The following is a 13,382-nucleotide window of genomic DNA, read 5'->3' as shown; positions in this document are numbered from 1 at the left end:
CATGTTAAAAACAAAACGAATAACACATATCCCCAAGTTCATTGATTTATGCAAACTAGCAGGTGTAGAGCCTCAGCATCCCTTAATTGGTATTATACGTTTAGAGGACATCCCTGCCCATGCCAAGGAAATGGGCATGCTATCCTTAGGGTTTTATTGTATAAGCTTAAAAAAGAAATTGAAAGGGTATATCGAATACGGTAGAAAGACCTATGATTTTCAAGAAGGGGTATTGGGATTTGTTGGTCCCAATCAGGCGATATCCTTTGATCAATGTGATGCTAAAGAATCCCAAGGTTGGGAGCTATATTTCGACCCCGAACTATTGGCAAATTCAAAATTGGCGGATGAAATCAACGAGTATGGTTTTTTCAATTATGAGACCCATGAAGCCTTGCATACCTCCAAGAAGGAAGAGGAGCAAATGGAACAGATTTTCCAAAACATTTTTGATGAGTATATCCTGCCTATAGACCAGTTTAGCAAAGAGGTCATTTTATCGAACATTGAATTGTTGTTAACCTACAGTAAAAGGTTTTACAAAAGACAATTCATAACTCGAAATGATGCAGATTCTTCAGTTGTTGCCACTTTTGAGAAAGAACTGAAATCCTTCTTTTCGCAAAGCGACCTACAGGAAGTAGGTATACCAGAAGTTAGATATTTTTCCAATAAGCTCAATCTTTCATCAAAATATTTGAGCGATATGTTGAAAGACCTCACCGGAAAGACCACCAAGGAGCATATTCAGTTTCAATTAATAGAAAAGGCAAAACATCTGCTACTGGGAAGTGATAAATCTATATCCGAGATTGCCTATCAGTTGGGATTCGAATACCCCCAATACTTCAGCAGATTTTTTAGGGAAAAAACGGGTGAAAGCCCAAGGAATTTTAGAAAAAGAGTGTAGCCGTCATACCGATTAAAAATTGAACAAGGATATCGACTTAACGATTAGAAAGGTAATGAACATTGGATGAGAGCCACATATTATTTGCTGGACCGTAAGCAATGTTCTGAATCGGCGACCAAAGGTCAAAATAAGGTCATGAAGCAACTTACTTTAGTTTTTATAGTTTTATTCATATCAACTTTCCAACTTTCAGCTCAAAAGATAAATAGCATACAAGAAAACATGGCAAAATACCTCCCTGATGGCTGGCATAAATTTATCGCAGGAGAGACCTATTTTGATGTTGAAGTAAAGGATGGGAGTATGGTAAAGGGAAACATTGTTTGGTTTGATGGCGCTAAGTATTCGGGTGCTTTATTTGGTGATATAATTTCTGGAAGGGGCACGTATACCTGGCCAGATGGCAGTCGATATGAGGGGGCTTTTCAAAACAATACACGGCATGGAAGAGGAACCATGATTGAAACCGATGGCAGTAAATGGGGCGGTAAATGGAAGTACAATCAACGGAATGGTAGGGGAAAAGTATTTGGCGTTAGTGGAACGGTATTGCAAAAAGGCTTTTGGGTCAGCGATGAGTATGTGGGAGAAAAAGCAGGGAAGTAATAAATGTTTTTTTAATTCATGCCAACCACCCGGGGTAGTTCCGCCCGACAATAAATAGCACTCCTCTTTTTTTAATTTATTCGATCAGAAAGGTAAAGCTTATTCCTCTTATAATTTCCAATCCAACTTCATTCTAAGTCCCGCATATTTCCCATTCCCAACATAGCCATCTACCAAAACATATAAATACATAAAGTGATGATAAACTCAGTGATAAACCCATTGGTAATTTTTAAATATTCTCCAACTAGTTCTTAACGAATTTGAGTTTATTGTTTTATACCTTCTAATTTTTCTGCTAATTCCTTTATTTCTTCCAACAGATGTTGTTGTACCTCCAAATGCTGTTTTGAGGTCAATTCTTGCCCTCCATGCTCGTGGTGTTCATGGTCATGGTTGTGGTCGTGACTGGAATGATCGTGATGTGAATGATTGTGTTCATCTTCAAATCCTGGTACTTCTATCAGTTGTTCATCCCATTCCTCAAGAGCACTGCTGAGAGAATTTATTTCATTTCCATAAGTGGCTACAAATAGGGAGTCCGTATTGGATTTTAATCGTTCAATTTGGTTTTTTGTTGCTTGGCGAACTTTAACGGCCTCATTGTGGAGTTCGAATGCTTTTTGCAGATTCTCATCGATTTGCTTCTCGCCACAAGAAGTTAAAAGAGCCATCAGCCCAAGTACTAGGACAGTAGGTTTAGGTAAACTTTTAAGGTATTTACTTTGTATCATTGGATTTTGAATTGATTATTTCGACTACTCCCTACGATAACATTGTTTTCAAAGATATCTGAGGAAACATAACATAATCGCAAATATAAGGGCTAATGCTATAAATGCGACAGTGTTGCATTTAAATAATTAGTCGTTTTTGCCCAGTAGAAGATATCAGACAAATTTTTAATATTTCAAAATAGGTCTAGTTCTAAACTTAAACATGAGTTATTTGAAGCGTGTCTTTTATGATGCGTATTATTCTCTGCGGTGATATTGAATTCTCCATAATAAACGCCAAGTGTTACCACCATTATTGGTGCTTTCCCAATCCCAAGTAAATTTCCCTTCCTCAATATCTTTGAAGACCATCCGATGAACAATTTCTTTATTTTCTTTTATAACGGGCTTGGTTTTGAAAATGGGATGATTGTTCATTATTTCTCCGATAAAATCATAATATCCCCCCTGATTGTCTGCCCAGGCTTGATGCCATTGTTTCTTTGCAGGATTATAGACTGAAATGCTGGTGCCTTTGAATCCGCTTTCAGGATCCTCAAAGTTTTCTTGTATGACTTTACCATCCAAAATCTTTATTATTTTATTGATACCTCTAGCTTTGGTACCGTCTCCGTTATCCCATGTGAGGTCCCATTCCCCTTCCCAGAAATCAAATGTTTTTTCTGTCATGGTTTGACCCTTGGCAAGAATGACAGTACCTAGTGCGACTATTAGAATTCCTTTTTGAATCAACGGTTTTTCTTTCTGGTTTTTACTCTTCTTTTAGGCACCATATTTTCCAAAATGGGTACACCATTTCCTTTTCTTTATTCATAACTTTTCCTTCCCAGTCAAATCCTTTTTTAGATATATTGGAAAAGGTCAATATACTTTCCACTAAACCGTTCTCGGTTGCTTCCTCTTTTTTGAGAACTATTTCATTTCCTTGTTTTCCTCCAACCCAGGTTTCTGGAACACTTGAGAGATTAGGGGTGAAGTAGGAGACATACCACTGTTTGTTTATAGTGTCAAAGACCCGTATGCTGGTAAAATGATATTTGCGGCCATTGGAAAAATACCAGCCTTCATCTTGAATACCTTTTTGGTCCATGATATATTTCCAGTTCCATGTTAGATTTATGGTGTCGTTCCACGCCCCTTTTTGATCCCTGAAGATACTTTTACAATGACATGTCCCAATCATGTTTTCGTATTCTGATATCACTTTTTTCAAATCGGTTTTCTCGGTCTGACCAAGTAGACAAATACTTAATAGACCAAGGGCTAACATCAGGGTGCCATTCCTATTGGAATTTCTCATGTTCTTAGATTTTCTTACACTTAAAAGATTGAAGTGGTACGACTTCGAAAATTGGGCGGAAGAAGTTGTGGTAGCTAATTCACATAATCAAAAATTGACAACAAAACTTAATTGGATTGTTTTCTTTTTAAGAAAGGCTTCTTGCCGCCCTATCTCTACAATATGAAGTATAAAAGTAACAAGGCTTTAAAACAGTCGGTTAAAGCTTAAGAACCTTAACAATAAGCCGAAATACTCCGACAGAAATTTACCATATCGGTTTAGGAAGAGGGATTAAGAGCTCTATATTCAGAAGGGGAGGTGCCCATATTCTTTTTAAAGGCCTTATAGAAGGAAATCCTATTGTTGAAACCAGATTGAAAGGCAATATCAGTTATGGAAAGGTGACTTTCTTTTTTAGACTTCAATAGTTTTTCTGCCTCTATGATTCTATGATAATTAATGAAATCAAAAAAGTTCATTGAAAAATGTTCATTGATTATTTGTGAGGCATGATGTCTCGAAACATCTAAAAGATTTGCTAAAATATTTAATCGAATATCAGGATCCAAATGAGGTTTTTCTTCCCTCATCAGCACAACAAGCCTATCCTTCATTTCTTTCGAAAATTCTGGGGAAAGTCCTGTTTTTTTATACTTTATGAAGGGAACTACATGGTTAAAGGAATTACCCTCAAAAATGGCTGGATACATAAAACCAACGTACGAGAACAAGCTTACAAACAAGACCATTGAAAATGTGATGAAGTAATCCAGACTTGGGTTCAATACCGAAGTATATACCAAAATATAATATGAAATGTTTGTCAGGCTAAATAGCAAATAAAACGCTGAGATGGCTTTTAACCAAAGTTTCAAATCTAAATCGTTCTTATAGTTTTTCGCGTACTTGATGTAAGCCGCAATTCCATAAAGCAGCATCAGTACACTCAGAAAGAGTTGAAAATTTGGAATAGGATTAATGATTGTCATAACTTCCCGATTGGTCACAACCTCAATTTTATCAGGTCTCGACAACATATAAAGAGGTCCATATTGATAAATAACCAGCCCAAGGGGTATTAAATGGAGCAAATCTTTCAAGACTAGTTTTTTTTGACCTACAGTTCGGGCGATATACAGATAAAATAGAGGTCCAAACAAGGAGAAAGGAATTTCGACTGTAAGGCATAAAACTAAATAAAGGTCCTCGCTAAATTTTGACCAAAACAGTACATAAAAAAAAATAGCATAGGAAAAAGCTAAAAGGAATAGGGCCAAAAGAATATTTGAAATTTTGTCTCCCTTTTGCTTAACCAAAAAAAAGACTGAAAGCAAAAAAGCCTGAAAAGAAAAGAACAGTAAAAAAATTTCCCAAATATTCATATTAACTTTTTCTAAAATTAGGAAGATGAAATAAAATCTTGTTAATTCTTATAAGCTGTAACGTGAAAAGTAGGTTTAAGCGAATAGTTGAGCAATATTTAGTTTACTGAAATCCAAAGCATCTAGTTTGGGTGAGAGAAGTCGATTGACCTAAGAACATTGGACTACTTTGCTTATAACTATTTGGTATAGATTTTTTAAAGTCAACTGATTATTTCCAAAAACGGAATATTGACTTAATGAAAGAATCAAACCTTAGAAAACTTGACGATATTAAAAGCATTAGAGGCAAAATTTAATAAATCAACAAAAATGTATGTCTTTTCACTATTTGTTGGGCCCACCTTAATTTTTGCCGAAACAAATACCTAACTTTAGGGAAGTAGCTAATTTAAAACCAGTTAAGATGAAAAACGTTCTGACTTTTGCCTTTCTTGCTCTTTTTGGCAGCGCTTCCATTTATGCGCAAAATACGGTACACGCCGCTTGCGAAGCAAGCATGGTTGGTTATACGGAAACTAGGATTCCAAGCAATTTCTTCACTTTTGCGGATTTGAGATCAGCAAACTCCCAAAGTGCAAACATTCCGCTTTCAAATATTGTGGGAAGCCCTTATTTAGTAGAAAACTTTCAGAAGGGTTCCTTGTTTTATGGCGATGAACGTATGGGGACTTTTTACGCGAGATACAATGGATACAATAAAGAATTAGAAGTTAAAAAAACCAATTCCTCTGAAGAGGTTGCAAAAGTGTTGATTAATGATAAAAAACTAAGGTTTGTTTTTGACAATCAAGATGAGATGAAGCTTGTTTCGTTTACGGATAAAAAAGGTAATCGACACGACGAATACTTGCTGACGAAAAGCAAAGGGGAAAAATATCAGCTTATGGAAAGACCCGTTATAGCCTATAAGGAAGGAAAAAAAGCAGCTAATTCCTTTATGCTTGATGTTCCAAGTAAGTTTGTAGAACGCACTGAACTTTATGCACTGAACGTTGCTGCCAATATTGCCAGTCTAGTTCCCAGTAAAAAATCTAAATTAATTGACTTTTTCGATGAAAGTGAGCAGATTCAAGTCGCTACCCTTATTAAGAAAAAATCGTTGAATATTAAGGACATAAATCATTTGTCCCAAATATTTGATTTTGCCAATTCCGTTGGTCAGGATATTGCCTACAAGCAGTAATACGTAGAGTCTGATAGTATCTGCTTGGAGTATTTCATTGTTGAGCGGAAACTTACAATAAACTATAAGCCAGTTCGTCCGAACTGGCTTTTTACTTTTTAAGCTTCCATATGAGTCATTTCCGAAACTTGTTAGAATACTGAACAGATGATTGTTATACCGAAACCATAGGTTTCGGTTTTTCAACTTTTCGCCAACTAGTAAATTAATCTGTAGTTTTAGGTTCAACAAAGTATGCAAAAACCATTTGAATGAGACTAGTACTTACACTAATTGTAGTGGTAATATTTTTTTCTTGTAACGATTCCAACTTGGTTTCGAAACATGAACTAACAGCCCATGGTCTAAAAGAACCGGTAGAGATTGTTAGAGATAAATGGGGTGTGAATCATATCTACGCTAAAAATCAGCACGACCTCTTTTATGCACAAGGATATACGGCAGCGGCGGACCGACTTTTTCAGTTTGAAATTTGGCGAAGACAGGCGACAGGTACGGTAGCTGAAATTCTTGGTGCAGAAGAACTAAACCGGGATATCGGAACGCGTTTATTTAAGTTTAGGGGTGATATGACCACAGAAATGAATCATTATCACGAGGATGGTGTTGAGATAATTACCGCCTATACCCAGGGGGTGAATGCCTATATCGATGCCATTTTAAAGACTCCTGAAAAACTTCCTGTCGAATTTAAAATTTTGGGAATACAACCCCAAAAGTGGACCCCAGAGGTTGTGATTTCAAGGCATCAAGGCTTATTGGGAAATATCGGCCTAGAATTACAGGTCGGACGAGCGGTAGCCAAGTTAGGTCCGGAAAAGATCAAGGATTTATATTGGTTTCATCCCAAAGACCCTAATATTGCCATGGACCCCAGTATAAATACTGATTTGTTATCGGATGATATTTTGACGTTGTACAATGCATACCGGAAACCTGTGGCATTTACTAAGGACCACATTGTTCCAAACTTTCAGAACATTAAAGAAGTAGAGGTGGTAACTTCAGCTTACGAGGATAAAAATGACATGTATGGTATAGGAAGCAATAATTGGGTAATTCATGGCAGTCGCATGGCTGATGGTAATAGTTATATGGCCAATGATCCCCACAGAACGGTTGCAGTGCCCTCTTTGCGTTACATGAACCATTTGGTGGCACCTGGGTGGAATGTAATTGGTGGGGGAGAACCTGAAATACCTGGTATTTCTATTGGGCACAATGAATATGGTGCTTGGGGACTTACCGTATTTAGAACGGATGGTGAAGATTTGTATGTTTATGAATTAAATCCCGATAACCCCAACCAATATAAGTACAAAGGGGATTGGGTCGATATGAAGCAGTTATCTGAAACGATAAAGGTAAAGGGTGAAAATGACCATATTGCCCAATTGTTTTATACCCAACATGGCCCTGTAACCCATATTGATTCGATAAACCATGTGGCGTATGCAGTACGTTGCGCTTGGTTGGAACCTGGAGGCTCCCCTTATTTGGCTTCGCTTCGTATGGACCAAGCAAAGTCCTGGGAAGAATTTCGGGATGCATGTAATTATAGCCATATTCCTGGAGAAAACATGATTTGGGCGGACAAAGAGGGAAACATAGGCTGGCAAGCCGTGGGAATCGCTCCTGTTCGAAGAAATTTTAGTGGTCTAGTTCCAGTGCCAGGTGATGGGCGTTATGAGTGGGACGGATATTTGCCCATTATCGAGAAGCCAAATGACTACAACCCAACAAACGGATATCTTGCTACAGCAAATCAAAATGTAACACCGGAAGACTATCAACATTGGGATGCTATAGGATATTCCTGGTCCGATCCTTTTCGTGGAGATCGCGTAAATGAAGTTTTAGAATCGGATAAAATACTTACCATGGAGGATATGATGGCTCTTCAGACTGATTATCTCTCCATTCCCGCACGAATCTTGGTTCCCATGTTAGAGCATCTTGTTTTTACTGGAACGGCTGAAGAAGCGAAAAAAAGATTAGTTAACTGGAATTATAAATTAGAGGCGAATTCCATTCCAGCTGCGATTTATGTTGCTTGGGAAAACCAAATAAAAAAAATGGCGAACGAAAAGTTTATCCCACAGGAAGGAAAAGGCATAGTTCCAGGGATTCAGTTGGCTAAAATCATTCAGTGGATACAAGCGCCTGATACCAGGTTTGGAGAAAGCCCTATGCTAAGTAGAAATCAATTTTTAAGCGAGGCTTTTCAAAATGGAGTGGCTGACCTCGAAAAAAAACTTGGACCTGATATGGACTTTTGGCACTATGGTCAGGAAAAGTACAAGCATACCTACATGCAACATGCGTTGAGTGGAGCAGTAAATGACTCCCTTAGAGCCAAACTTGATTTGGGCCCATTACCTAGGGGAGGAAACGCATACACGCCGGGCTCTACAGGGAGTAATTTAAGACAGAGTAGTGGGGCTACCTTTCGTATTATAGTGAATACGGGGGATTGGGATGCTACCCTAGGTTCAAATGGACCTGGACAATCAGGCAATCCCGATAGTCCTTTCTACGACAACTTGTTCAAACCTTGGGCAAACGATGAATACTTCCCGGTATACTATTCGCGTGAAAAAATAGACTCTGTGGCCGTCACGGTAACCCAACTCATCCCTTTGGGCAAATAATTATGTCCGGTAATTAAGGGAGCATCCTATGGTATAAAGTACTAGTTTATAATTGTTTTCGTTGCGAAAAAGAAAAGTCTTAATCAGGAACTATCAAACTCAATAAGTCATGAAATTTAGAAAAGCCGTTGAAAATGATGTGGTCGAAATTGTTAAAATGATTGCAGATGATGAATTGGGAAAAACAAGAGAAAAATTTGTGGTCCCTTTACCTTCTGAGTACACTATTGCGTTTGAAAACATCGACTCTGATGCCAATCAAGAACTTATTGTTGTCGAGAATGATGAATCTGAGATTATAGGTACATTACAATTATCCTTTATTCAATATTTAACCTATCGCGGAGGAATCCGAGCTCAAATTGAAGCGGTTAGAATAAAAAAAGAACATCGGGGAAAGGGTATTGGAAAGCAAATGTTTGAGTGGGCCATAGCTAGGGCAAAAGAAAGAAAAGCACATGTATTGCAATTAACCACTGATAAGAAAAGACCCAAAGCAATCAAATTCTATGAAGATTTGGGTTTCAAACCATCCCATGAGGGGATGAAATTGCATCTCAATTAATAGCTTTACAAAAGTTAAACTAACGAATATGCAGATAAACTTTAAATTACTACTGTTTCTATGGGTGTTGAGCTCCTTTATACAACAGGAAATCAATGGATACATTACTCTTTTTGAAGATTCCAGCAGTGCAAAATATTATCGCTACGGTAAAACGAATTACTTCGAGTATTTTGACAATCAAAAGGAAAATTTTGATGGTAATACTTATTATGTAAGATACCGTAAGTATGGTTGGGGAGATGTTGATACTACCTATTATCGCAAGGGAAAGGACTTTTATTTTCACTTCGATAAAAAGACTTCCATGGAATCTAAGTTGATGCCCGTACAACCAAGACTAGGTGATAAATGGGAAGAAAGTGATGGTAGTTGGAGCTATGAGGTTATTGAAACAAATAAAAAATTCAAAACCCCAAAAAAGAAGTATATGGACTGCGTAAAGGTCCACTGCCTGCAACTAACCAATAAAAACAAAGAAAAGAGTAAAGAATACTTTCTTTTTTATTCTCCTAAATACGGCTATGTGGGGAATACAGATGCGGACGGCAATGTTTTAAGCTATTTAAGTCAGGTAAAACTAAATGCGAAAACAGGAGACAAAATGACTGGAAACTAATAGAAACTGCTATCTATCTTATATTTTGGACATATTAATTTGAACACAGAACTATGAAATATGTAAAAGGAAGAACCACTTTTTTACTATTGGTATTGTCAATGGCGCTATTGAACGCCCAAGGTGAACTGAAATCAGTTGAGGGGTATTCGCCCCAGATTGGTATGATGGTCTACATGTTGGAAGACCTAAAAGACAGAATTACACAGCAAGTGAAAGATTTGGACCAATCCCAAACGGATTTCTTGTATGATGCTGATGCCAATAGCATTGGTGCGTTGATTATGCATTTGGTGTCAACCGAATCGTACTACCAGATAGCCACGTTGGAGGGACGAGAATGGACGAAAGATGAGTTCAAGACATATGGTATTGCAGGAGAGCTTAATGAAGAAGTAAAAAGCATACTCAAAGGCGAGCCAATTCAATACTATTTAGACTTATGGGATGAAGTCCGTGGAAAAAGCTTAGAAGGACTCAAAACCAAAGATGATACATGGTTCGCATCAAATTTAGAAGAGGGGATTAACTATCATTATATCTGGTACCATGTTATGGAACATTCGGCCAACCACATGGGGCAAATAGCAACTATAAAAAATCGATTGCCTAAATAAACTTCACCAACTTTATGTCAAAACTATGTTGTTCCATTCTATCAATACAGTGATAGATGAAATCGAATACATTTATTTTAGAAGTTCGGACGGTAAACCCCAGGGTATACAGGCCCTGCTAGGGTAGTGGCTGACATTAGAGGCTACTTGCCTTAAATCTGTTGATAGAAACCATAAAAGTCAACCCTTCATCAATTCTTCCATAAGTTTTTTAGAGGGCTCCAAATAGATAGAATAACCGACCTCGCTGGCCAATTCAATGACTTCCTTGCAAGAGGTTATAGCTAGCTTTTTATCCCCAGCTTCTTTGGCCATATGGCTCAAATGATACAAAGCATGGATTTCTGCTAGTTTAAACCCGATGGATTTAGAAACTTCGATGGCTTCGAGTAATGCTCCTTTGGCAGAATCTAAATCATCCGAATATAAAAGGCGTGAAGTATTAACCAAACTAAAGGGTAATTCCTCATAATTCTTGCATTCCATATTGATTCTTAGGGCATTTTCAATGTAAGTACGTGCCTGTAAAGTGTCACCATCTCTTTGACTAACAAAACCAAGATGGGTATACGGCCGGGATAGTCCAATATTATAATCGACCTTTTTGGCGATTGTTATCGAGTAATTGTAATAATAACTAGCACTATCTGGATTGTTGGCTCTTTCATGAAGAACGCCCAGTCTACTCAAAGATTTAGCCAGCCCTGTGCTGTCTCCTGTATTCTGAAAAATAGTTTTGGCCCTACGATGGTGGGACCAGGAATCATTCAAACCTTTTTGGTTTTTCACGTAATGGTCTAAATAGTAAATTTCGCCTAAATTATAGTTCACCCAGCCCCAAAAAGGGGACTCCGCAAGCTCATTCCCTAAACGGAGCAAATCTTGTAGCACCTCTTTACTTCTGAGATGGTTTCCGTTTATCCATAAAAACTTAAGGTACACAAGTATGGCCCCATCTTCCTCAATTGCACTTTTAAGCAAGTTGTTTGCAATGTCCTCTTCTATGCGTTGTTTTTCTTCGGAGCTTAAAACGGTTAACCGGTCAAATTGCCTACTACTTTGGGTATGGCATTGTAGCGAATCAATTTTAGTCGGAGGGTTTGGGAGAGTGAGGATGGCCGTTGAATCATCTTCAATATGGCACAACCCAAAAAGCAGCGAGTACACTATGAGTATCAACCAAATGTGATGTAAGACTCGAGGATTCATCCTAATATTCTTAATTCAAAATAAAAAGGTAATGAATATTTATTAATTCGTATATTGCTAATAAACGATATGATAAATCTCAATTCAGATTTACAGTTTGTGGTCAAAGCATTGAATGCTTTTCATAAAGAGTCCATTTTTGCTCAAAAACCTGTCATAAACCAAGAAGTACTGCAAGAGATAATTGAAAATCTTGCCCTTCAGAAATGGGCCAAAAGGGGAGGTCTACATGGCGAAGAGCTAAGCAGTTTTATGCATAAGTATCTTTCACTCAACACCCGACTTCACCATCCAGGTTATTTGGGACATCAATGTGCGGCACCACATTATTCTGCTGCTCTGGGGTCTTTCGTCAACAGTTTTACCAATAATGTCTCCGCTATATATGAGATGGGACCAGCATCGGTAGCTTTGGAATACTTTATAGTTAATTGGATGTTGGAAAAGGTTGGATGGCCAACACCAGAATCTGATCATATGCGAGAATCTCTTGCTGGAGGAGTTCTGGTCAATGGAGGTTCTATAGCCAATTTAACCGCCTTAATTGTGGCGCGCAGTCATAAAGTCCCAAAGGTATGGGAGCAAGGCAATCCAACTGACCTAGCTGTCATGTTACCTTCGGAAAGCCATTATTCCCTTAGCAAAGCCGCAGGAATTATGGGCATGGGCAAAAATGCTATCCACTACCTGGATGTTGATTCAAGAGGAGCGATAATTTCGGACAAATTGCCTAAAGCACTCCAAAACGTTTTGGACAAGGGCCTTCGACCTTTTGCCCTAATAGCCAATTCTTGTAATACGCCTGTGGGTGTTTATGATCCTTTGGATGAGATTGCTGATTTCTGCAATGAAAATGAATTATGGCTTCATGTGGATGGAGCTCATGGTGCAAGCGCATTGTTGTCAGATAAGCACAAACATCGACTTAGAGGAATCCACAAAGCGGATTCCTTGACTTGGGATGCCCATAAATTATTACAAACTCCATCGCTCTGCGCGGCACTTTTGGTAAAGGACCATCAGCATTTGGATAATGGAATGCCTGTAGGGGACAATGCCAGTTATCTCTTTCATGAAAAGGATCAACCGGGTTGCGATTCGTTGCACCGAACCATTGAAACTACAAAGTCGGGACTTGGGGAAAAATTGTTTTTTGTAATGGCGGCGCTAGGCGAAAAGGGATTGGTAAATTTTATAGATGAACGCTACCAGCTAACGCTCGAGGCTCATAACTTTATCAATGGTTTACCAGATTTTTATTGCCCTGTAATTCCTGAGAGCAATATTTTGTGTTTTAAATTTCAGGGTAATGATGAAGACCAGATAGTTATCCGAAAGAAACTATTGGAAAAGGGGGACTTTTACCTCACTTCCACCATGTTCAAAGGAGTACGCTACCTACGTTTGGTTTTTATGAGCCCTAACACCAAACTGCATCATATCAAAATTCTTATACAGTCGATTCGGGAGATTGCCAGCACTAAAACAAGCAGATAGGCATTGCTAATTTATTTTAAAAAGCTCACTAGGAAGGCTTGGCCGACTGATAAATAAGGTCTTGAAACTATCCCAAACTCTAAAAGGAACATAATACCCCTCGTATTTGTTTTTTCTT

The 13,382-nt window shown here is 38.1% G+C and carries 13 protein-coding genes; 8 read left to right on the top strand and 5 right to left on the bottom strand.

Going from position 1 to position 13,382, the window contains the following annotated elements:
- Window position 1 precedes the first annotated feature (1 nt).
- Both ACSLUF_RS08580 and ACSLUF_RS08575 read left to right on the top strand, forming a co-directional pair.
- The gene (locus ACSLUF_RS08580; protein WP_435625700.1) at window positions 2-910 is read left to right on the top strand and encodes a helix-turn-helix domain-containing protein; all 909 of its coding nucleotides are present in this window, start codon (window positions 2-4) and stop codon (window positions 908-910) included.
- 225 nt (window positions 911-1,135) lie between these two features.
- Window positions 1,136-1,519, top strand: a complete 384-nt coding sequence (locus ACSLUF_RS08575; RefSeq protein ID WP_435625699.1) for a hypothetical protein — start codon at window positions 1,136-1,138, stop codon at window positions 1,517-1,519.
- Between the two features lie 269 nt (window positions 1,520-1,788).
- On the opposite strand, the gene ACSLUF_RS08570 is transcribed toward ACSLUF_RS08575, so the two are convergent.
- The 4 genes from ACSLUF_RS08570 to ACSLUF_RS08555 all read right to left on the bottom strand — a co-directional run bounded on the left by ACSLUF_RS08570 (window position 1,789) and on the right by ACSLUF_RS08555 (window position 4,638).
- On the bottom strand, window positions 1,789-2,253 hold the full coding sequence (locus ACSLUF_RS08570; protein ID WP_435625698.1) for a hypothetical protein: 465 nt from the start codon (window positions 2,251-2,253) through the stop codon (window positions 1,789-1,791).
- Window positions 2,254-2,493: 240 nt separating this feature from the next.
- Window positions 2,494-2,925, bottom strand: a complete 432-nt coding sequence (locus ACSLUF_RS08565) for a hypothetical protein (RefSeq protein WP_435625697.1) — start codon at window positions 2,923-2,925, stop codon at window positions 2,494-2,496.
- 82 nt (window positions 2,926-3,007) lie between these two features.
- Window positions 3,008-3,556, bottom strand: a complete 549-nt coding sequence (locus tag ACSLUF_RS08560; RefSeq protein ID WP_435625696.1) for a hypothetical protein — start codon at window positions 3,554-3,556, stop codon at window positions 3,008-3,010.
- A 260-nt stretch (window positions 3,557-3,816) separates the two neighbouring features.
- Window positions 3,817-4,638 carry a helix-turn-helix domain-containing protein gene (locus ACSLUF_RS08555; RefSeq protein ID WP_435625695.1) on the bottom strand — a complete coding sequence of 274 codons (822 nt, stop codon included), beginning with the start codon at window positions 4,636-4,638 and terminating at the stop codon, window positions 3,817-3,819.
- Between the two features lie 688 nt (window positions 4,639-5,326).
- On the opposite strand from ACSLUF_RS08555, the gene ACSLUF_RS08550 reads away from it, so the two are divergent.
- The 5 genes from ACSLUF_RS08550 (at window position 5,327) to ACSLUF_RS08530 (ending at window position 10,558) form a co-directional block, all read left to right on the top strand.
- Window positions 5,327-6,106, top strand: coding sequence for a hypothetical protein (locus tag ACSLUF_RS08550; protein ID WP_435625694.1), 780 nt, complete (start codon window positions 5,327-5,329; stop codon window positions 6,104-6,106).
- A gap of 251 nt (window positions 6,107-6,357) precedes the next feature.
- Window positions 6,358-8,757, top strand: a complete 2,400-nt coding sequence (locus tag ACSLUF_RS08545; protein WP_435625693.1) for a penicillin acylase family protein — start codon at window positions 6,358-6,360, stop codon at window positions 8,755-8,757.
- A gap of 109 nt (window positions 8,758-8,866) precedes the next feature.
- Window positions 8,867-9,322 carry an N-acetyltransferase family protein gene (locus ACSLUF_RS08540; RefSeq protein WP_435625692.1) on the top strand — a complete coding sequence of 152 codons (456 nt, stop codon included), beginning with the start codon at window positions 8,867-8,869 and terminating at the stop codon, window positions 9,320-9,322.
- Between the two features lie 28 nt (window positions 9,323-9,350).
- Window positions 9,351-9,941 carry a hypothetical protein gene (locus ACSLUF_RS08535; protein ID WP_435625691.1) on the top strand — a complete coding sequence of 197 codons (591 nt, stop codon included), beginning with the start codon at window positions 9,351-9,353 and terminating at the stop codon, window positions 9,939-9,941.
- 53 nt (window positions 9,942-9,994) lie between these two features.
- Window positions 9,995-10,558, top strand: a complete 564-nt coding sequence (locus tag ACSLUF_RS08530) for a DinB family protein (RefSeq protein WP_435625690.1) — start codon at window positions 9,995-9,997, stop codon at window positions 10,556-10,558.
- A 180-nt stretch (window positions 10,559-10,738) separates the two neighbouring features.
- Here ACSLUF_RS08530 and ACSLUF_RS08525 read toward each other — a convergent pair whose 3' ends face one another.
- Window positions 10,739-11,767, bottom strand: coding sequence for a tetratricopeptide repeat protein (locus tag ACSLUF_RS08525; protein ID WP_435625689.1), 1,029 nt, complete (start codon window positions 11,765-11,767; stop codon window positions 10,739-10,741).
- Between the two features lie 69 nt (window positions 11,768-11,836).
- Here ACSLUF_RS08525 and ACSLUF_RS08520 point away from each other — a divergent pair, with 69 nt between their 5' ends.
- The gene (locus tag ACSLUF_RS08520) at window positions 11,837-13,264 is read left to right on the top strand and encodes an aminotransferase class I/II-fold pyridoxal phosphate-dependent enzyme (RefSeq protein WP_435625688.1); all 1,428 of its coding nucleotides are present in this window, start codon (window positions 11,837-11,839) and stop codon (window positions 13,262-13,264) included.
- Window positions 13,265-13,382 lie beyond the last annotated feature (118 nt).

Source organism: Flagellimonas sp. (assembly GCF_965601775.1).
Classification (GTDB): domain Bacteria; phylum Bacteroidota; class Bacteroidia; order Flavobacteriales; family Flavobacteriaceae; genus Flagellimonas.
Note: the sequence above shows the minus strand (reverse complement) of the source record. Positions and strands in the feature narration are given on the sequence as shown.

Coding starts and splice junctions, on each gene's coding strand:
- ACSLUF_RS08580 (WP_435625700.1), top strand. CDS start 2: ATGTTAAAAACAAAACGAATAACACATATCCCCAAGTTCATTGATTTA.
- ACSLUF_RS08575 (WP_435625699.1), top strand. CDS start 1,136: ATGGCAAAATACCTCCCTGATGGCTGGCATAAATTTATCGCAGGAGAG.
- ACSLUF_RS08570 (WP_435625698.1), bottom strand. CDS start 2,253: ATGATACAAAGTAAATACCTTAAAAGTTTACCTAAACCTACTGTCCTA.
- ACSLUF_RS08565 (WP_435625697.1), bottom strand. CDS start 2,925: ATGACAGAAAAAACATTTGATTTCTGGGAAGGGGAATGGGACCTCACA.
- ACSLUF_RS08560 (WP_435625696.1), bottom strand. CDS start 3,556: ATGAGAAATTCCAATAGGAATGGCACCCTGATGTTAGCCCTTGGTCTA.
- ACSLUF_RS08550 (WP_435625694.1), top strand. CDS start 5,327: ATGAAAAACGTTCTGACTTTTGCCTTTCTTGCTCTTTTTGGCAGCGCT.
- ACSLUF_RS08545 (WP_435625693.1), top strand. CDS start 6,358: ATGAGACTAGTACTTACACTAATTGTAGTGGTAATATTTTTTTCTTGT.
- ACSLUF_RS08540 (WP_435625692.1), top strand. CDS start 8,867: ATGAAATTTAGAAAAGCCGTTGAAAATGATGTGGTCGAAATTGTTAAA.
- ACSLUF_RS08535 (WP_435625691.1), top strand. CDS start 9,351: ATGCAGATAAACTTTAAATTACTACTGTTTCTATGGGTGTTGAGCTCC.
- ACSLUF_RS08530 (WP_435625690.1), top strand. CDS start 9,995: ATGAAATATGTAAAAGGAAGAACCACTTTTTTACTATTGGTATTGTCA.
- ACSLUF_RS08525 (WP_435625689.1), bottom strand. CDS start 11,767: ATGAATCCTCGAGTCTTACATCACATTTGGTTGATACTCATAGTGTAC.
- ACSLUF_RS08520 (WP_435625688.1), top strand. CDS start 11,837: ATGATAAATCTCAATTCAGATTTACAGTTTGTGGTCAAAGCATTGAAT.